This window comes from Alcaligenes sp. YSL9, from assembly GCF_030515105.1.
GTDB lineage: Bacteria > Pseudomonadota > Gammaproteobacteria > Burkholderiales > Burkholderiaceae_B > Alcaligenes > Alcaligenes phenolicus.
The window spans coordinates 266,361-283,707 of the sequence record NZ_JALXJU010000004.1 but is presented as its reverse complement, the minus strand read 5'-3'; the positions used below and the strand labels follow the sequence as shown (position 1 = coordinate 283,707).

The window sequence follows — 17,347 nt, the reverse complement described above, 5'->3', positions numbered from 1 at the left end:
TTTTGGTGATGACTGATGAGCTCTGAGTCTTGAAGATTCAGCGTCTTTGGGCAGGCTCAATTAATTTTTGTCAGTAGACACGGACTGATCAATTGCCTGGTGGGTTGGTGGCAATGGCGTCACGCGCCAGGAATGGAAAGGTGCGGAATCAAGCTGATGTGGTCTACTTGCAGTGATACACCCTGCTTCAGAACGAACTAAAAGAAGGGGCGTGGGATCTGATGGTGGCAACTGGCGTCGGCCTTGCAAGGCCTCTTGATCGATCGTAAAGACGCTGTAAATTATTCAATAATTCTTTGTTTGGAAATGGAATGCGACTGGACAAGTTTCTTGGTGAGAGCACGGACCTGAGTCGCTCAGACGCGCGTAAAGTGCTTAAAAGCGGAGAAATCACCGTCAATGGCGAGGTAGTGACCAAAGGCACTCACGTTGTACAAGAGGGTGATGTAGTGTGCTGGGATGATGAGCCGCTTGCCCTGATTGGCCTGCGTTACATCATGCTCAATAAGCCCGCTGGTTACGAGTGCAGCCTTAAAAATAGCGCCTACCCGTCCGTGATGATGCTGATTGATGTGGATAAGCGCGAGCGCTTGCACACCGTTGGTCGATTGGATGTGGATACCACCGGCTTGATTTTGATTACGGATGACGGCCAGTGGACGCATCGTATTATCTCGCCCCGCCATCAATGCGATAAGGTCTACGTGGCGACCTTGGCAGAGCCTTTGCCTGATAATGCAGAAGAATTGTTCAAGGCCGGTATCTTGTTGAATGGCGAGGACAAACCAACGCTGCCAGCCGTGCTGGAACGCATTGATGAACGCACTGCGCGGCTGACCATCCAGGAAGGGAAATACCATCAGGTGAAGCGTATGTTTGCTTCCCTGGGGAATCTGGTTCAGACCTTGCATCGCGAGCGCATTGGCTCTCTTTCCCTGGATGACAGTCTGGAGCCGGGTGAATCGCGCTACTTAACGCCGGCCGAGGTGCAGCAGTTTGTAGAAGAAGGCTAAGCTCCTGGCCCTTGGTTCTGGTTTTGATAAGTCAAAGGTGTATCAAGGCCAAGGCTTTGATGTCCTGACATTGGGAAACCAGTCAAAAAAAGCGCTCAAACACATTCTGTTTGAGCGCTTTTTTGTACCTGCTCAATCATCAAAGGGTCTGGTGGCGCGGTGTCCTGCCTTATTTAAGCGCCTTGCGCATGATGCTGGTGTTGTGTTCATAACCCAGTTGCTCATACAGAGTGATAGCACCCCGATTATTGCTCAAGACCCCCAGCTCGATGTAGTCCAGTCCACGCACGTGTGCCCACTCCTGGGCGGTCTGCATCAGCAGTTTGCCCAGTCCCATGCCTCGTGCCGATTCCGTCACGACAAGATCAATCACATAGGCAAAGTCATGCGGCGTGATGCAGTTGTACGGCGGGGTCTTTTGCTGCTGAACAATAATAAAACCCAGCGCCTGATCATCCTTCTCGGCCACAAACAAGGCTGCCTGGTCCGACTCGATCATGGACTGGATAAAGCCCTCGTCCTGCCGTGCTTGCAGGTAGTAGTGCGGTTGCAAATGATGCATGTGGGCGAATAGCTCGGCGTACATATCTCCAATCGTGCCAATGTCAGCAAGTTGGGCGGGACGTAGGGTGGGCATGGTTGGGGCTCTTGGTCAGTAATAAAGCGGAAGCGAAAACAGAAGCGTCTTGATGGTAGGCCGGGCACGGGGAGGAGGCAAATCTTCTGTTCAGAATATCCCTTCAATAACAAGGGGTAATCCGCTTTCATGCAGGCCTGAAGCTTGGGTCCGGCTTCGTTCCCTGTACACCTTTTCCCCCTGAGAGCCGCTTCTGTACATTTATCCCTGTTTTTGTAAAGTATTTGTGCACGTACTTTACGACCGTCTTTTTCCTGCAAGCTCTTTTCCCGGGTTTCATAATGAGGCTCTGAAACCCTTGTGTATTCAGGTTTTTTATAAATATTTAATGGAAAACCCCAAGCTTATTTTTTTCAAAAAACTAGAGGTTTAAAGTAATATCACACTGTTTTTGGGCAAATTTTGTGTACATTTAATGCACGAAATTTACACGAGGCACTGAAATTTACACGCAATGCCTATAGAGGGGAGGAGATTGATGCAGACCCGTTTCTTGCGTCATGTTTGTAGTTGGATGTTCGGGCTGTCCGCACTGGCCATTCTGGCCTTGATGGCGGTGGCCTTTGCCGATGTCATGATGCGCAGCTTCGTGCGGCCGCTGTCTGGCGCTTTTGAATTAACCGAGGTGCTGGTCGGGGTGATGGTGTTTGCCGCCCTGCCCTTTGTCACCTTGAGTGGCAAGCACGTCAAAGTGTCCTTGCTGCGCTCTCTGGTGGGCAAGAACGTGCTGGTGCAAGGTCTGTTGCGTTGGTGCAGTCGCGTGGCGACAGGTGTGCTGATGGCCTTTCTGGCTTATCACCTGTGGGCCTTGGGTACACAGTTTGCGCAGACCAATTCGCGCGCGGTATTTGCAGACCTGCCATTGGCGCCTTTTGCTTACTTTGCAGCGGTGATGTGCGCCCTGTCCACGCTGGCCGCACTGTTCAGTGCCGACGGCGATGAGCTCGCTGAGGAAAAATAATGACTGTCGTTGTCACTGGCATGATCATCCTGATCGTGCTCATGGTCCTGGAAGTACCCATCGCGGTGGCGATGGCTTTAGTTGGTATTGGTGGCTTTGCTTACGTAGTTGATTGGGGCCCGGCCGCCTATATGGCTGCGGAAACCTCGTATCGCCTGGTTCATAACTACAACTTGTCCGTCATCCCGCTGTTCATCCTGATGGGCAATCTGGTGACACGGGCGGATGTCTCCAAAGACCTGTTCGATCTGGCCTATCGCTTTGTCGGTCATCGTCGTGGCGGTCTGGCCATTGCCACAGTGCTGTCGGGCGGCATGTTCTCGGCCGTATGCGGTTCCAGCTTTGCGACGACGGCCACCATGGCCCGGGTCGCGTACCCCTCCATGAAGCGCTACGGCTATGCCGACTCCCTGGCAGGTGGCGCTATTGCATCAGCCGGTACTCTGGGTGCCATGATCCCGCCCAGCGTGCCCCTGATTGTCTATGGCGTGCTGACCAGCACGGATATTGGCAAGCTGTTTATTGCAGCCGTGTTGCCCGGTATTTTGGGCATGGTGTTGTATATCGTTGCGGTGATGGTGGCCACTCGCATGACTCCCGGTCTGGCAACGGCAGGAGAGCGCAGTTCCTGGCTGGAGCGCATTCGCGGCCTGAAAAGTGTCGGCGCCGTTTTACTGTTGTTCCTGCTGGTCATCGGCGGGATTTACGGCAACTTGTTCACGCCGACTGAAGCGGCCGGTATTGGTGCGGTCGGTGCCCTGCTCATCATGATCTGGCGTCGCAAGTTCTCCTGGCAGAGCTTGATGGGTGCCTTGCGTGAAACCGCCATGACCAGTGCCGCCATCTTCGTGATTATGGTGGGGGCACAGATCTTCACCACCTTTGTGAACGTGGCCGGCTTTACCGCCCTGTTGTCCGATGCGGTCCAGCAATGGGACTTGCCGGGCTGGGGCATTTTGCTGGGCATTGTGGTGCTGTACCTGGTCCTGGGCTGCATGCTGGAAGGTATGTCCATGCTCTTGCTGACCTTGCCCATTGTTTACCCGCTAATCATCAACCAGGGTCTGGACCCGATCTGGTTCGGCATTCTGGTGGTCACCTTGATCGAAGTGGGTCTGATCACACCGCCCTTGGGGATGAACGTGTTTGTGCTCAATTCCGTGGTGCCGTCCATGTCGCTCAGCACTATTTACCGCGGCGTTATCTATTTTGTCTTTGCTGATCTGCTGCGCCTGGCGCTCTTGATTGGCATTCCCGGCATTGCTTTGTTTCTGCCCTCATTGATGTAAGCCATTTTTATTGAATCTGATTTTCTCGAAGGAATAAGCATGATTAAGCAAGTTAGCAAATGGGTGGGGGTAGCGGCAGTCGCCCTGGCTGCCAGCACCAGCGTTCAGGCACAGAACGTCACGCTGCGTTTTTCCAATTGGTTGCCACCCACCCATCCCATGGTGACCGAGATGTTGAACCCCTGGGCCAAGGATGTGGAACAGGCAACGGAAGGACGGGTGAAGATTCAGGTTTTGCCGCCTTTGGGCACCCCGGCTTCGCACTACGACCTGGTGCGCAATGGCGTGGCAGACATGACGATTGGTGTGCACTCCTACACCCCGGAGCGTTTCAAGCTGACGGAAATGGTGGAGTTGCCCATGACGGCCGAGAACGCTCAGGTGAACTCGCTGGCCTACTGGCGTACTTATCAGAAGTACTTCATGGGCAAGAACGAGCACGCCGGCACCAAATTGCTGGGCGCGTGGGTTCCTGGCTCGTACCAGTTGTGGACAGCCGCCAAGGTAGACAGCCTGGACAAGCTGGATGGCACCAAGATCCGTATTCCCGGTGTGCTGGTGGAGCGTATCGCCAAGCTGCTGGGCCTGGTGTCGATTTCCTCGACGCTGACCGAAGCCTATGACCAGATTTCGCGCGGCATTATTGATGGCATGTTCCAGAACTACACCACGGTGATCGACTTCAATCTGGCGCGCTTCATGCCGAACTTGTTCGTCTTGCCCGGTGGTTTCTCTGCCTCCAGTCAGTTCATGGTGGTTAACGAGCGCAGCTGGCAGCGTATCAGCGAGGCCGACCGTGCCGCGATTGATGCCTTGTCAGGTGAAGCACTGGTCAAGCGTTTCTCGGGTATCTGGCAAAAGAACAATATGGCGGCTTTTGATCGCTTGAGCGCTGAAGGCATCAAGGTGCACCGCATTGAAGGCGAGCAGCTGGAAGCCATGAAGACCAAGCTGGCGGTGATTGAGCAGCAATGGTTGAGCGAAGCCAAGGGTGTGGAGGCTCAGGAAGCGCTGAACTTCTACCGTGCCGAGCTGGATCGCGTAGCTGCCGAACTGGGCGTTCCCAAGGACTAAACCCGTCATGACACAGCATCTGGAAAGTGAATACAACGCCAGTTGGCATGTGCCCGATCACAAGGAGATTGTGGCCTCGTGGCCGGGGTTGGCCGAGCAGTTTCGGGCTGGTTCGCGTCATGAAGCCAATCAGCCTTACGGCCCGGAAACGCGTAATGTCATGGACATTCACTTTCCGGCTGTGGAGCGCCCGGATGCGGCGGTGCTGATGTTCATTCATGGTGGCTATTGGCAGTCCATGGACCAGCGTCGTTTCAGCCATCTGGCACAAGGCAGCGTGGATAACGGCCTGATTACGGTATTGCCTACCTATACCTTGTGCCCGCAGGCGAGCGTGGCGCAGATCATTGATGAGCTGCGCCTGGCTTGCGCGACGGTCTGGCGACGTTTCAAGCGTCCGATCGTGGTGGCAGGACACTCGGCAGGAGGGCATTTGGCAGCCTGCCTGCTGGCCACCAACTGGCTCGACTTTGCACCGGACCTGCCCGGCGATATGTTGCAGGCGGGCCTGGGCTTGTCCGGCCTGTATGACCTGGAACCGCTGACGCATATCGGCATTAATGACGCCTTGCAGCTCAATGCCGATACCGCCCGTGCTTCCAGTCCCTTGTTCTGGCCTGCCCCTGCCAATGGGCAGCCTTTCGAGGCCTGGGTAGGCGGTGATGAAACCTCGGAGTTTCATCGTCAAAGCCAGGAACTGGCCAAGGCCTGGTCCAGGCAAGGAGTGGATGCGGTGTATCGCAGCTTGCCGGGAACGAATCACTACAACGTAATTGCGGCCTTGGCCGTTAAAGAGTCCGTACTGTCAGAGCGCCTGGTCGCGCTGGCAAGCAACTGAGTTATCTCTGTCTTTCATTAGACACACCACTTTTACCGGGCCTTTGGCCCGTTTTTTTTGTGCCTGCTTGATTCTCTTTAACTTTGTTCATTGTTAATAATTCGTCTTTAAACGAAAATAACGTAGAAAGACCGCATGGGGCGCTTATTTATTGGCAGGACTGGCAGGAGAGAAAAGACCATGAGAAGCAGATCACATGATGAGGCTATGGCCGATCTGTATCGCAGTGATCCGGCCTTGGCATTAGAGACTATCAATCAGATTTTGGAGGACGGGGATCAGGCCGAACTCCTGATCGTGTTGCGTCAATTGGCACAGGTTTTTGGTGGTGTGCAGGCAGTTGCCGAGCAGGCGCAGTTAAATCCGACGCAGCTTTACAGGACCTTGTCCCCCAAGGGGAATCCGGCCTTGAGCAGCCTGACGGCCATTTTGAAGGCAATGGGCCTGCGTCTTGCGGTGCAGCCTTTGTAGGCTTCTGGCGGATCATGATTTAGCATGACATTTCCCGCCCTGGACTCATTGTGATTCAAAGCCATTCATGACTGAAAACACCCCTGATACTCGCCCTGTGCATAAAGCGGCCTGCCATTGCGGAGCCGTTCGTTTCAATGTGAAGCTGACCGATGGTCTGCGTTCGGCGCGCCGTTGCAATTGCTCCTATTGCCGCATGCGTGGCGCGGTGGCGGTGTCGGCTAACCTGGCCGATATTCAGGTGGAGCAAGGGCAGGATGCACTGACGCTTTATCAGTTCAACACCGGGCAGGCCCGGCATTATTTCTGTTCGCATTGCGGGATTTATACCTTCCATCAGCGCCGTTCCAACCCGGAGCAGTATGGAGTGAACGTAGCCTGTATTGAGGGCATGAGCCCCTTCGACTTTGAAGAAGTACCGGTTAATGAAGGCCGTAGTCATCCCAAGGATCGTCCGGGCGGTGGCAGTGTGATTGCTGGCTGGTTGCGTTATCAGGCAAATCCCCAGGCGCAGGACGACTGACGTTGCGTGCCCGGTGGTTAAAAAAACGCCCCTTACGGCTAGCGTAGAGGGGCGTATAAAAACAGATAGCGCGGAACAGAATCGCGTATCTACGGAAAAACAGTACAGCGAGTCAGGGTGTGGCCCCCGAAGGGGCGTCCCGCTTTAGAACTTGTGGTTAAAGGCTACGTACAGCTGTGTGGCGCGTGCGTCTGGCAGGAAGGTCAGGTTCTGTGCATAGCCGCCGTACACGTACACCATGGTGCGCTTGGACAGGTCGTACTGATAACCCACCGAGTACACATGCTGACGTTTGGTCTGCGCATTGGGGCCGGTAATGCTCTCTGGCAAGTTGCGTGGATCAGCCATGTTCCAGCCCAGCGAGAAGCGGCCGCCTGCCAATGGTGTGGTCACACCAAAAGAGTAGGAGTTGATCCGCAGGCCTGGCACTGCTGCAAAGGAAGGCAGCGGGTTGGTGACGTTGCTCAGGCCAAAGACCTGGGTGGCGAACAGGCCGTCGCGAGTCTGGCCGATGCCGGCAAACACTTTGACCACATCAAAGTCGTAGCTGGCCGCCCCCGCCCAGGCGCTGACACGGGTAGAGTCGGCGGCAGGGCGTGCGCCGCTGGCAGACTGTTTATTGATGTGCAGTTGGTCGTACACCAGAGCGGCGCTCAAGGGACCGTTGTTGTAGCGCAGGCCGGTGGTCACTGCACGGATATTGCTGTCCTTGCTGTTGGTGCCGTCCGGGCGCTCGCTATCCCAGTGCTGTTTGCCGTTGATGTTGAAGGAATAGCCAATACCGAACTGGAAGCCGTTCAGCGTGGGCGATTGGTATTGGATCTGGTTGTCATAACGCACCGTGTTGGCCACGCTGAAGGTCGAACCAAAGCCCACAATCCCGCCGCCGCCCCCCAAGGGGTGAGCCATGCTGAAGTATTCAGTGGGCATATTGTTCTTCAGGCCGAAATCCACCTGGCCCCAGTCCTCGCCCGCCAGACCTAGTGTGGCCTGACGGCCGAACAGGCGGCCACCCTGAATGGATTGGCCGGTAGGCACATCAAAGCCGCTTTCCAGCACAAACTTGGCTTGCAGCCCGTTGCCCAGATCTTCCGTGCCACGGATACCCCAGCGGCTGCCAAAGTGCACCCCGCTGTTGGGGCCCAGACGCGAGGTCTTGAACTCGGTAGCATCGGTTCGGTCCCGGCTGTAGCTGCTATTGCCTTTGTTCATGTCGTAACCAACACCCGTGTCCAGAATCCCGTACAGGGTGATGGATGCGTGGGCTGCCGAGCTGGCCATCAGTAAAAACAGGGCCGTACTGACCGCGGTTTTATTTCTTGTTTTCAATTCTTCTTCTCCTTCGTGGTAGATAAAAAAAGCGTGCAGCAATCCCCCTACCGCAAGTGATGCAGCAAGAAACAGGCGCAACAAAGCAGGCAGGGCAAAGTGCCTGCGCCGTGTACCAGCGAAGGGGGTGTGGGGCGAGTACCGGCGGTACTCGCGGCAGGGGTCTTAGATCAGTTCAAGATCGACCAAAGTTTGGCGTATGACGTCTATCTCGGTGTCCTCGACCTCCAGAATGGGGCGGCGTACATAGGGCTGCACGGGTACGCCGCGCATCTTGAATGCAACTTTCAGCACCGAGGGCGAGGAGCCGTAGCGGCCGATCAGCTCAGGGGTGTACCAGCGTTGCAGAATCTGTATGTCTTTCTGGCCGCAGGCGCGGGCAGCGTCTATATCGCCGCGCCAGATGTGGTTGTAAAAATCGGGCTGATAACGGCCCAGCACACCGCCTGCGCCAATCGTGCCGTCGCCGTCCACACTTTGCAGCAGGGACAGGCCGTGCTCATCCATGCGAAAGCCGTACACACGGACCTTGTCTTTCAGGCGGAACAGCGTCTTGATGAACTGCTCAATGCTGGGGCTGGATTGCTTGATGCCGACGACACCATCGATATCGCTCAGTTGCTCCAGCAAATCCACCGACAAATCGATTCCGGTCCCGGCAGGCCAGTTGTAAATCACGATAGGCAGGGTGATTTCTTTGGCGATCTGCTGGTAAAAGGCCAGTATTTCCTTGTCATTGGGGCGTACATAGGGGGGCGGTGCAATCACGACCCCTTCATAGCCCAGTGCCTGGGCCTCTTGAGCAAGAGCGACCACTTCGGCGGGTGTGTAGCCGGTACAGCCTGCCAGTAAAGGCAATTTGCCGCGCATGGCGTCGGCACTGGCGCGGAACAGCTCTACCCGTTCCTGGTTGGACAGGCTGGTCCATTCGCTGGTGGTGCCGCCTACAAACAGACCGTGCATGCCCTCGGCATGCAGCCATTCCAGCATGCTGTGCAGTGCCGGTACATCCAGCTGTCGTGCTTCATCAAAAGGGGTGATGATGGTTGGGATATAGCCCTTCCAGTTCACCCGGTGTTTCTTGCTCATGTGTGTCACTTGTATGGGTTGAAGAAAAGAGGAGGCCTCTGGCTCAGGGCAGACGTGCCGTGGCTTCGATCTCGACCAGCATGTCTGGCAGCGCCAGATTGGCCACTCCCAGCAAGGTGTTGGCAGCCGGTTCGGCCCCCTCGTAAAACTCGTTGATCAGTGCGCAGATCGGGCCCAGCTCTTCAGGTGTATGGCCGACCAGGTAGGTGCGCAAACGCACGACATCGCGCGAGCTGGCACCGGCTTCTTTCAGCACGGTTTTCAGGTTTTGCAGAGCCTGGCGGGTTTGGGCGATACGGTCGCCCGCTCCTACCAACTGCCCTTCTCCATTCCAGGCCACTTGACCGGCCAGATGGACAGTGCGGCTGTTGTCCTGCACGACGGCGTGCGAGAAACCGAAGTTGGTGCTGTTGTAGAGCGATGCCGGATTCACGCATTCACGGCCCTGGGGGACGTTCAGTGGCGCACTGCGCTGTACCAGCTCAAAAATATTGCCCCAGGGGTCGGTGAAGTATTGAAACTGGGCTCCCGCAGTGGGGCCCGAATCGAAGGCGATTCGATCCAGCACTGTGCAGCCGTGCTGTTCAAGTTGTGCAACTGCCTGATCCAGATCGGCCACCAGAAAACCCAGGTGATGTGCACCCACATGATTGGACTTCAGGGCCTTTTGGGTGTCGCTGGCAGGTTGTGCGTAGGAAAACAGCTCGATATGAAAGCCATTGGGCAGGACCATAAAGGCCAGTTCCAGCTTGGCATCGGGGACGTCCAGGTGAGCGTGGGTCCAGTCTTTGCCTTGAGCAGAACGGGGCAGATCGGCACTGTTGATGGGCCCCAGACGGTAGAGCTGGCGGGCACCAAACAGGCGTTCATAAAAAGCAATGGCCGCATCCAGATCGGGTACGGTCCAGGCGGCGTGATCAATTTGTTCAATAGCCAATGGCAAAACAGGCGATGTCATGAAGTCTCCGTTTATGCCCGTACGGGGGCTGTATACAAGATTGTGCAATAAAACTGCACATAATTTACGGTTAAATAATACTTTAGGCCTGTAGTTTTTTGTTGAAAAACCAGACTACGTATTTTCCCTAGGTAAAATGTTGTTTATAAACAATGGCTTGTGATTTGTGTCTGTGGCGCCTATATCGATGTTGCGTGTAAAGTGCTTGTGCACACGTGTAAAGTCTGGAAGAATTCAGCACTGAAACTGCACGGTTTGTGCAGTTTTGGAACATGCATTTGCACACCATTAGGCTGCCTCTCTTACCCTATAATTCGTGAAGTTCGGCTACACATAACTACACGAACATAGGACTTCAGAATGATAGGCAAACGACTTCATGAGCTGCGCGTGGCCAAGGGTCTGTCCCTGCGGGAGTTGGGTCAGATGGTCAAGCTCTCGCCCACGCTGCTCAGTCAGGTAGAACGCGGTGTCACCACACCCAGTTTGACGACCCTGCGCAAGCTCAGCGGGATCTTTGGGGAATCCATGTCTTCCTTGTTCATGGATACCAGCAAGGGGCCGTCGGTATGGATCAGCCGCCCTGGTGAACGCATGTTGTTGCGTGGCCCGCGTGGGGGTGTCGTCTATGAACGGCTCACCCGTGGCAATGGCGAGATGGAAGTGTTCCGGGCTGTTTACGAAGTCGGTCAACAGTCCATGGACGATATGTCGCACCCGTCCCTGGAAAGTGTGTATGTGGTCCGGGGTGTCATTACTGCAGAGATTGATAAGGTAAGTTTTGACGTCAAAGCTGGCGAGAACATCAGCTTTGATGCACGCCAAAGCCACCGTTACCTGAACCGGGGAACGGAGGAAGCGGAAATCATCATGTCGATTACCCCGCCCGTCCCCTGATTGGTCTTGATACGGGGCGAACGGTGTACCGCATCACTACACTATGAGCCCCAAGCCTGATTCTCTTTCCCCCCTACCTGTCTGTGCCCCTGGCACCCTGCCCGCCCGGACGGATGTCCTGATCATTGGCGGCGGGCTGCTGGGCTGCGCCGCTGCCTATTACCTGAGCCTGGCGGGAGTGCCTGTTACCTTGATCGAACAAGGTGAGCTGGGCCTGCAGGCATCCAGCCAGAATGCGGGTAGCCTGCATTTTCAGATGGAATACCGCATGATCGAGGCGGGGCTGGAGGCCAGCAAACGCGCCTTGCAAGCCATGCCCTTGCATGTGGACGCCATCGCCCGCTGGCGGGCCCTGGAAGATCAGTTGGGTGTGTCGGTGGGCGTGCGCCAGAAAGGCGGCTTCATGCTGGCGGAAACGGCACAGCAAGCCCAGGTTCTGGAACAAAAAAGCCGACTGGAAAACCAGGCTGGCCTGAAGGTCGAACTACTGGACCGGGCCGCATTACAAGCCAAAGCGCCCTATTTGTCGGATTCCGTGCTGATGGGGGCTTTTTGTGCTGATGAAGGCAAAGCCGACCCTCGCCGCGCCAGTCTGGCCCTGGCGGCCGCCGCGCGGGCCTTGGGTGCGCAGATCCTCAGTCAATGCCAGGTGGTGGACTTGAAGCGAGTGGGCTCGGACTGGCAAGCCCAGGTGCTCAGTGGCGAGCAATGCCGCAGCAAGCAGGTTCTGATTGCGGCCGGTGTCTGGTCCGGGCGTATTGCGCAAATGACCGGCTCGCAGTTACCTGTCAGCCCGATTGCCCTGACCATGACGGCCACCGCACGCACCGCGCCCTTTATGGATTACCTGTTCCAGCACGTGGGACGACGTCTGTCCTTGAAGCAAACGGCTGAAGGCACGGTGCTGATTGGCGGCGGCTGGCCTTCCACACTGCATCACCGTAATGGGATCGCAGATCTGGAACGCAAGCCCAGTCTGAACCTGGATTCTTTGCAACGCAGCGTACAGACCGCCTGCAGTGTCGTCCCCCAACTGGCCTCCTTGCCTGTCTTGCGCTCCTGGACCGGGGTGACCTCTCTGGTGTCGGACCAACTGCCATTGCTGGGCCAAGTGCCGCACCGCCCCGGTTTGTTCATTGCCACTGGTGGAGCCGCCTTCACCCTGGGTTTGACCTACGCCCATTTGCTGGTAGCGCAGATGCTGGGCCAGCCGCCCAGCCTGGATATCTCTGCCTACGATCCTGACCGTTTTAGGAGTTTGACCTTTGCCTGACGCACAACGCTTGCTGCATAAACGCCAGCGCTTCGAGCCAGCTGTGGTGACAATCAATGGTCATGAGACAGCCTGTTATCTCGGTGAAACCGTGGCGACGGTTTTGCTGGCGGCCGGAGTCGGCGCTTTTCGTCGCACCGCCAGTGGTGCGCCACGTCGTCCGGTGTGCAATATGGGCGTGTGCTTTGACTGCATCGTGACCATTGACGGGGTGCAGGGGCAGCGCAGTTGCATGACTACGGTACGTAGCGGTATGCAGATCGAGGTGGCCGACGATGTCTGACATTCTGGATTTATTGATTGTGGGGGCAGGTCCGGCAGGACTGTCTGCGGCTCGAGTGGCTAGCTCGCAGGGTTTAAGCGTGGCCGTGCTGGACGAGCAGCCGCGCTTTGGCGGACAGGTATTCCGGCAGGCACCCGAGGAGTTTGCGGCAGCGGACCCGGACTCCATGCACACCTATCCTTTTTCACACAGCTTGTTTGCCTGGGCGCGGGTCACCACGGCTGTGCAGTGGCATTTCAGTACCCTGGTGTGGGGGATTTTTGACGACCCGCAGGATGAGCATATGCGTCAGATCGGCACTGCTGGCCCACAGGGCGCCTCCGTGCTGAAAGCCCGCCGGGTGTTGATTGCGACCGGGGCCTATGACTTGCCCGTGGCCTTTCCGGGTTGGACCTTGCCGGGCGTGCTGAGCGCCGGTGGGGTGCAAACCATGATCAAGAGCCAAAGCCTGCTGCCGGGACAGCGTTTTCTGTTGGTGGGCGGCCATCCCTTGCTGCTTCTGGTTGCTGAGTTGTTGCTGGATGCCGGAGCACAGATTGCCGAAGTTGCCATCGCCCGCAGCTTGCCGTCCATGAAGGAAATGCTGCGCGCTACGCGTGCCCTGCCAGGACAGTCCAGGCTGGTCAAACAACTGCTGGCGATCTTGTTGAAACTGCGTCGTCATGGTGTGCCTTTGCGCTTTGCTACGGGTATAGAACGTGTCCATGGTGACGAGTCCGTTCAGGCTGCCACACTATGTAAGGTGGATCAAAACTGGCACGCCATTGCGGGCACCCAAAGACGTGTAGAGGCAGATACGGTGGTCGTGGGTTATGGCCTGCTCGCCAGTACGGAATTGGCGCGTCAGGCTGGCTGCGCTGTTCGGTGGGACAGTGCCGCTGGCGGCTGGCTGGTGCAGCATGATGACAGGCTGCGCAGTACCCAGTCAGGCGTGCTGGTTGCTGGAGAGCAGACGGGCATTGCAGGGGCATTCAATGCTCATCTGCAAGGTGAACTGGCCGCGTGGCAATGTGTGCTGGAATTGCAGCAGCCAGCTACCGTGACAGAGATAGCAAAAACCATTGCTGACCTGCAAGTGCGCCTGGGTCGTAATCGTCGTTTTACCGACACCGTTATTGCCTTGTCTGCCCCCAAGCTGGAGGCACTGGTCCAGGCGATCGCCCCAGAGACAGTGGTGTGCCGCTGCGAGGAAGTCACGGCACAGGAGGTGAATCAGTTTCTGGACGCCCATCCTTATGTGACGGACATCAATAGCATCAAATTGGCCTGTCGTACCGGAATGGGCATGTGCCAGGGGCGCTACTGCCAACACACCGTGGCGCAGATGCTGGCCAGCCGTTTGGGCCGGGGCATAGATCAAGTGGGAATTTACAAGGCTCAAGCGCCAGTGAAGCCTGTGCCGGTCGCGGCGTTGGCGCATATGGAGTAAGAGGGGCTTCTAACACAGGACGTACAGTGCAATGAAGAACGCCCCTTTTTTACAGGGGCGCTCTGTCCTTGGTTTTGTATTGTTCTTACACTGGCTGTTCCAGTATTTCCTGCAGGCGGGTCAGCAGCTTGTCGCTGGCGTTGTGCATATGCCGCTCGCAGATGGCAAGGGCGCCTGCTTCGTCGCCCGATGCTATGGCCGCAGCCAGTTCTTCATGCTCGTCCCAGATGGACAGACGCTGTTCTGCTGATTGCAGTACCGCCCCCATGACACGCCGCAGGTGTACCCAATGAACCTGCGCACTCTCGGCGATCATGGGGTTGCCCGACGCTTCGTAAATTGCTTTGTGAAAGGCTTCGTCGGCTTCGATCATGGCGCGTACGTCATGACCACGAGCAACCTTGCGGCCCAGACGGATCAGGTCCGGGTCCAGTACGGCGCTTTGACGGGCCGCCAGTTTGGTAGCCAATGCTTCCAATGCGCCACGAACTTGATACAGGTGCCCGATATGTTCCAGATCCAGTGGGGCCACCATGACGCCCCGCCCTTCGGCATCTTGTAGCAGCCCATCTTTTTTCAGCAACTGGATGGCCTGCAACACGGGCGAGCGGGACACGTTGAGCTGCTCGGCAATGTCTTCCTGAGTGATGCGCGAGCCGGGGGCCAGAGAGCCGTCGCTGATGGCATCGAGCAGGATGCGATAGACCTCGTCAACATAGTGTGGACGGGCCTGCAACTTACCGGAAAGCTTGGCATGCATGAGGTCTGGAACTCCGCTACAAACAAAAAACAAGTTAAGGCCGCAGCCTGGCTGCGGCCCTGGGTTTACATCAGGGCGTGGTCCGCATGGATTGCAAGAGCGCAGCCATGGGGTCCTGGTCTGACGTCGCTTGTACCTCGAACGGGTTGCTTAGCGGATCGTCTGCCTGTATCGCACCTGGGCTGAGCATGGGGGCGGGACGGTTCAGCTGGAGCAGGATTTCTTCTTCGCTCAGGCTGACTGTCTTGTGCAAGCCTCCCGTTACCAGTTGCGGATAGGCGATGACGATTCCTACCACCAGCAATTGTAGTACGACGAAGTAGGCTGAGCCCTTCCAGATCTGCTGGGTACGAACCCTTGGAATAGTTTGCTGGCTAACGGAATCCACATAGTCGGATCGGGGTGCCACGCTGCGCAAATACAACAAGGCAAAACCGAACGGGGGTGTCAGAAAGGAGGTTTGCAGGACCAGGGCGATGACAATCCCGAACCAGATCAGATCAATGCCCAGACTGTTGGCGACGGGTGCCAGTAAGGGCACCACAATGAATGCAATTTCAAAAAAGTCCAGAAACATGCCCAGCACAAAGATGATGGCGCTGACGGCAATGACAAAACCCAGCTCGCCACCGGGAATGGCATCAAACAGGTGCTCTACCCACAAGTGGCCGTCTGCGGCACTGAATGTGAAGCTGAAGACGGTGGAGCCGATCAGGATGAACATCACAAAAATAGCCAGCTTGGCGGTATTTTCCAGAGCTTGATTGAGCAAGGACCAGTTCAGGCGTTTGCGTATCAAGGCCAGTATCAGCGCGCCAATCGCACCCATGGCCCCGCCTTCTGTTGGTGTAGCAATTCCCAGGAATATGGTGCCAAGGACCAGAAAGATCAGGATGACTGGCGGGATCAGGGCGAAGACGAAGCGTTCGGCCAGTTGCGAGAGCAGTCCCCATCCTGTCACGCGATTTACCGTCGCAAACAGCAGCGCACTCAGGGAGGCGACAACCAGGGCGGTGATGGCCACTTGATCCGTGGGGGCCTGAGCCGGCTGGGAAAAGACCTGGGCCATGACTTCGTTGTGCAGGCCTGCCCAGGTGAATCCGATGAAGGCGCACAGCAGGACCAACATGCCCAGCGACCGTCGTCCACTTGCGCCTGTGGCCGTCACCTGACTTCTGGCCTGTTCTGGCAGTGCGGGCATCCAGGAGGGACGGAACAAGGCCAGAACAATGACGAATGTAATGTAGATCACCAGCAGCAGGAGACCAGGGCCCAGTGCCGCTGCGTACATGTCTCCGACTGAGCGGCCCAATTGATCGGCCATCACAATCAGGACCAGAGACGGCGGCAATGCCTGTACCAGTGCTCCTGAGGCGGTGATGACGCCCGTAGCAATTTCCGGTTTGTAGCCGTAGCGCAGCATGACGGGCAAGGAGATCAGGCCCATGGAGATCACCACCGCCGATGTGACGCCAGTGGAGGCGGCCAGAAGGGCCCCTACCAGGACAACCGAAACGGCCAAGCCACCACGGACAGCCCCAAAGAGCTGGCCCATGGTTTCAAGCAGGTCTTCGGCCATGCCCGAGCGTTCCAGAATGATGCCCATCAAGGTGAAAAAGGGGATGGCCAGCATGGTTTCGTTTTGCATGATGCCAAAGATGCGTAGCGGCAAAACCTGGAACAGATTGGTCGGAAACAGGTCCAGTGCAATGCCTAGTACGCCAAATACCAGGCCGGTGGCGGCCAGTCCGAAGGCCACAGGAAAGCCGGTCAGCAAGAGCACAATCAGGCTCAGGAACATGATGGGGACGAAGTAGTCCGTGATAAAGGTGGCAATCATCGTGCGCCCTCCCGTGCAGCCGATAGCGCTTCGGCAGGCACATGAATAGGCGTGTCCTGGGAACCTTCTTCGGCAATGCAGTCCGGCCCTTTCCCTGTCAGGAACAGGATGCGTTTGACCAGCTCGGCCAAGCCCTGAAGCAACAGCAGGCTAAAGCCGGCAGGAATCAGCAGGTAGGCGGGCCAGCGCACCAGCCCGCCGGCGTTGCCGGACATTTCACCCGAATGCCAGGCGGCGGTGAAAAATCCCCAGCTCAGGTTGATGACAAAAATACAGAACGGGATCAGGACGACAACAATCCCGGCGATGTCCACCAGGTTGCGTCCCCGCGCCCCCAGGCGGGTGGAAACGAAGTCGATACGAACATGGCTGTTATGCAGAAATGCGTAGCCTCCTCCCAAGAGAAAGACAGCCGCATACAGGTACCACTGAGCTTCCAGCATGCCGTTGGAGCTCAGGTCAAAAGCCTTGCGAGTGATGGCGTTGCTGGCGCTCAGAATGGTGGTGGCCAGCAATAGCCATTTGATGATGAATCCGATACAGCGGTTCAGGTGGTCTATTCCCCCCACCATGGTTTTCAATGCAGTCATTGTTGTCTCCGCGAATATTGTTGTGTTCGTCGTTGTGCTGCCGGGGAGTGTTTGATGGCGGCCGTGTGCTAGCCGCGTTGTAGCAAGTGCTGT

The 17,347-nt window shown here is 56.7% G+C and carries 18 protein-coding genes; 11 read left to right on the top strand and 7 right to left on the bottom strand.

The features are described from left to right. Positions 1 to 311: 311 nt before the first annotated feature. A complete protein-coding gene (locus M2Q46_RS17795; RefSeq protein ID WP_060186789.1) occupies positions 312 to 1,013 on the top strand; it encodes a pseudouridine synthase in 702 nt (233 codons plus the stop codon). Positions 1,014 to 1,182: 169 nt separating this feature from the next. Here the strand turns inward: M2Q46_RS17795 and M2Q46_RS17790 are convergent, their stop codons facing one another. After that, entirely contained in the window at positions 1,183 to 1,650 is a 468-nt protein-coding gene (locus tag M2Q46_RS17790; protein WP_302357777.1) for a GNAT family N-acetyltransferase, read from the bottom strand. 478 nt (positions 1,651 to 2,128) lie between these two features. On the opposite strand from M2Q46_RS17790, the gene M2Q46_RS17785 reads away from it, so the two are divergent. The 6 genes from M2Q46_RS17785 (at position 2,129) to M2Q46_RS17760 (ending at position 6,806) form a co-directional block, all read left to right on the top strand. Next, on the top strand, positions 2,129 to 2,611 hold the full coding sequence (locus M2Q46_RS17785) for a TRAP transporter small permease (RefSeq protein WP_045930463.1): 483 nt from the start codon (positions 2,129 to 2,131) through the stop codon (positions 2,609 to 2,611). Beyond that, positions 2,611 to 3,900 (top strand): TRAP transporter large permease, encoded by a 1,290-nt coding sequence (locus tag M2Q46_RS17780; RefSeq protein ID WP_115634669.1) that lies wholly within the window; start codon positions 2,611 to 2,613, stop codon positions 3,898 to 3,900. Before M2Q46_RS17785 ends, M2Q46_RS17780 begins: the two co-directional genes overlap by 1 nt. Before the next feature lie 39 nt (positions 3,901 to 3,939). Continuing rightward, positions 3,940 to 4,974, top strand: coding sequence for a TRAP transporter substrate-binding protein (locus M2Q46_RS17775; protein WP_051316312.1), 1,035 nt, complete (start codon positions 3,940 to 3,942; stop codon positions 4,972 to 4,974). 7 nt (positions 4,975 to 4,981) lie between these two features. Next, positions 4,982 to 5,812 (top strand): alpha/beta hydrolase, encoded by an 831-nt coding sequence (locus M2Q46_RS17770; RefSeq protein ID WP_302357773.1) that lies wholly within the window; start codon positions 4,982 to 4,984, stop codon positions 5,810 to 5,812. 180 nt (positions 5,813 to 5,992) lie between these two features. After that, a complete protein-coding gene (locus M2Q46_RS17765; protein WP_239054931.1) occupies positions 5,993 to 6,283 on the top strand; it encodes a DNA-binding protein in 291 nt (96 codons plus the stop codon). 67 nt (positions 6,284 to 6,350) lie between these two features. Further along, the gene (locus M2Q46_RS17760; RefSeq protein WP_060186784.1) at positions 6,351 to 6,806 is read left to right on the top strand and encodes a GFA family protein; all 456 of its coding nucleotides are present in this window, start codon (positions 6,351 to 6,353) and stop codon (positions 6,804 to 6,806) included. A gap of 144 nt (positions 6,807 to 6,950) precedes the next feature. Here M2Q46_RS17760 and M2Q46_RS17755 read toward each other — a convergent pair whose 3' ends face one another. The 3 genes from M2Q46_RS17755 to M2Q46_RS17745 all read right to left on the bottom strand — a co-directional run bounded on the left by M2Q46_RS17755 (position 6,951) and on the right by M2Q46_RS17745 (position 10,182). Then, positions 6,951 to 8,135 (bottom strand): porin, encoded by a 1,185-nt coding sequence (locus M2Q46_RS17755; RefSeq protein WP_199265218.1) that lies wholly within the window; start codon positions 8,133 to 8,135, stop codon positions 6,951 to 6,953. Between the two features lie 165 nt (positions 8,136 to 8,300). Continuing rightward, positions 8,301 to 9,224 (bottom strand): dihydrodipicolinate synthase family protein, encoded by a 924-nt coding sequence (locus tag M2Q46_RS17750; RefSeq protein ID WP_035269456.1) that lies wholly within the window; start codon positions 9,222 to 9,224, stop codon positions 8,301 to 8,303. Between the two features lie 43 nt (positions 9,225 to 9,267). Then, entirely contained in the window at positions 9,268 to 10,182 is a 915-nt protein-coding gene (locus tag M2Q46_RS17745) for a Rid family hydrolase (protein ID WP_302357767.1), read from the bottom strand. 360 nt (positions 10,183 to 10,542) lie between these two features. On the opposite strand from M2Q46_RS17745, the gene M2Q46_RS17740 reads away from it, so the two are divergent. Genes M2Q46_RS17740 through M2Q46_RS17725 form a run of 4 tightly spaced genes read left to right on the top strand, consistent with a single transcriptional unit; the run spans position 10,543 to position 14,064 of the window. Further along, positions 10,543 to 11,079 carry a helix-turn-helix domain-containing protein gene (locus M2Q46_RS17740; RefSeq protein ID WP_026483973.1) on the top strand — a complete coding sequence of 179 codons (537 nt, stop codon included), beginning with the start codon at positions 10,543 to 10,545 and terminating at the stop codon, positions 11,077 to 11,079. A gap of 43 nt (positions 11,080 to 11,122) precedes the next feature. Beyond that, positions 11,123 to 12,352, top strand: coding sequence for an FAD-binding oxidoreductase (locus M2Q46_RS17735; protein ID WP_302357765.1), 1,230 nt, complete (start codon positions 11,123 to 11,125; stop codon positions 12,350 to 12,352). Further along, positions 12,345 to 12,635: a (2Fe-2S)-binding protein gene (locus tag M2Q46_RS17730; RefSeq protein WP_080655528.1), complete on the top strand. Its 291-nt coding sequence runs from the start codon at positions 12,345 to 12,347 to the stop codon at positions 12,633 to 12,635. Before M2Q46_RS17735 ends, M2Q46_RS17730 begins: the two co-directional genes overlap by 8 nt. Then, positions 12,628 to 14,064 carry an NAD(P)/FAD-dependent oxidoreductase gene (locus M2Q46_RS17725; RefSeq protein WP_302357763.1) on the top strand — a complete coding sequence of 479 codons (1,437 nt, stop codon included), beginning with the start codon at positions 12,628 to 12,630 and terminating at the stop codon, positions 14,062 to 14,064. The genes M2Q46_RS17730 and M2Q46_RS17725 overlap by 8 nt, the downstream gene beginning before the upstream one ends. Before the next feature lie 85 nt (positions 14,065 to 14,149). Here the strand turns inward: M2Q46_RS17725 and M2Q46_RS17720 are convergent, their stop codons facing one another. From M2Q46_RS17720 to M2Q46_RS17710, 3 genes are all read right to left on the bottom strand, one after another. Further along, a complete protein-coding gene (locus tag M2Q46_RS17720; RefSeq protein ID WP_026483969.1) occupies positions 14,150 to 14,824 on the bottom strand; it encodes a GntR family transcriptional regulator in 675 nt (224 codons plus the stop codon). Between the two features lie 70 nt (positions 14,825 to 14,894). Continuing rightward, positions 14,895 to 16,664 (bottom strand): TRAP transporter large permease subunit, encoded by a 1,770-nt coding sequence (locus M2Q46_RS17715; RefSeq protein ID WP_302357762.1) that lies wholly within the window; start codon positions 16,662 to 16,664, stop codon positions 14,895 to 14,897. Further along, complete coding sequence (locus M2Q46_RS17710; protein ID WP_268378714.1) at positions 16,661 to 17,254, bottom strand: TRAP transporter small permease subunit; 594 nt, start codon at positions 17,252 to 17,254, stop codon at positions 16,661 to 16,663. The genes M2Q46_RS17715 and M2Q46_RS17710 overlap by 4 nt, the downstream gene beginning before the upstream one ends. Positions 17,255 to 17,347 lie beyond the last annotated feature (93 nt).

Coding starts and splice junctions, on each gene's coding strand:
- M2Q46_RS17750 (WP_035269456.1), bottom strand. CDS start 9,224: ATGAGCAAGAAACACCGGGTGAACTGGAAGGGCTATATCCCAACCATC.
- M2Q46_RS17735 (WP_302357765.1), top strand. CDS start 11,123: ATGAGCCCCAAGCCTGATTCTCTTTCCCCCCTACCTGTCTGTGCCCCT.
- M2Q46_RS17770 (WP_302357773.1), top strand. CDS start 4,982: ATGACACAGCATCTGGAAAGTGAATACAACGCCAGTTGGCATGTGCCC.
- M2Q46_RS17775 (WP_051316312.1), top strand. CDS start 3,940: ATGATTAAGCAAGTTAGCAAATGGGTGGGGGTAGCGGCAGTCGCCCTG.
- M2Q46_RS17710 (WP_268378714.1), bottom strand. CDS start 17,254: ATGACTGCATTGAAAACCATGGTGGGGGGAATAGACCACCTGAACCGC.
- M2Q46_RS17715 (WP_302357762.1), bottom strand. CDS start 16,664: ATGATTGCCACCTTTATCACGGACTACTTCGTCCCCATCATGTTCCTG.
- M2Q46_RS17795 (WP_060186789.1), top strand. CDS start 312: ATGCGACTGGACAAGTTTCTTGGTGAGAGCACGGACCTGAGTCGCTCA.
- M2Q46_RS17765 (WP_239054931.1), top strand. CDS start 5,993: ATGAGAAGCAGATCACATGATGAGGCTATGGCCGATCTGTATCGCAGT.
- M2Q46_RS17720 (WP_026483969.1), bottom strand. CDS start 14,824: ATGCATGCCAAGCTTTCCGGTAAGTTGCAGGCCCGTCCACACTATGTT.
- M2Q46_RS17745 (WP_302357767.1), bottom strand. CDS start 10,182: ATGACATCGCCTGTTTTGCCATTGGCTATTGAACAAATTGATCACGCC.
- M2Q46_RS17725 (WP_302357763.1), top strand. CDS start 12,628: ATGTCTGACATTCTGGATTTATTGATTGTGGGGGCAGGTCCGGCAGGA.
- M2Q46_RS17780 (WP_115634669.1), top strand. CDS start 2,611: ATGACTGTCGTTGTCACTGGCATGATCATCCTGATCGTGCTCATGGTC.
- M2Q46_RS17760 (WP_060186784.1), top strand. CDS start 6,351: ATGACTGAAAACACCCCTGATACTCGCCCTGTGCATAAAGCGGCCTGC.
- M2Q46_RS17785 (WP_045930463.1), top strand. CDS start 2,129: ATGCAGACCCGTTTCTTGCGTCATGTTTGTAGTTGGATGTTCGGGCTG.
- M2Q46_RS17790 (WP_302357777.1), bottom strand. CDS start 1,650: ATGCCCACCCTACGTCCCGCCCAACTTGCTGACATTGGCACGATTGGA.
- M2Q46_RS17740 (WP_026483973.1), top strand. CDS start 10,543: ATGATAGGCAAACGACTTCATGAGCTGCGCGTGGCCAAGGGTCTGTCC.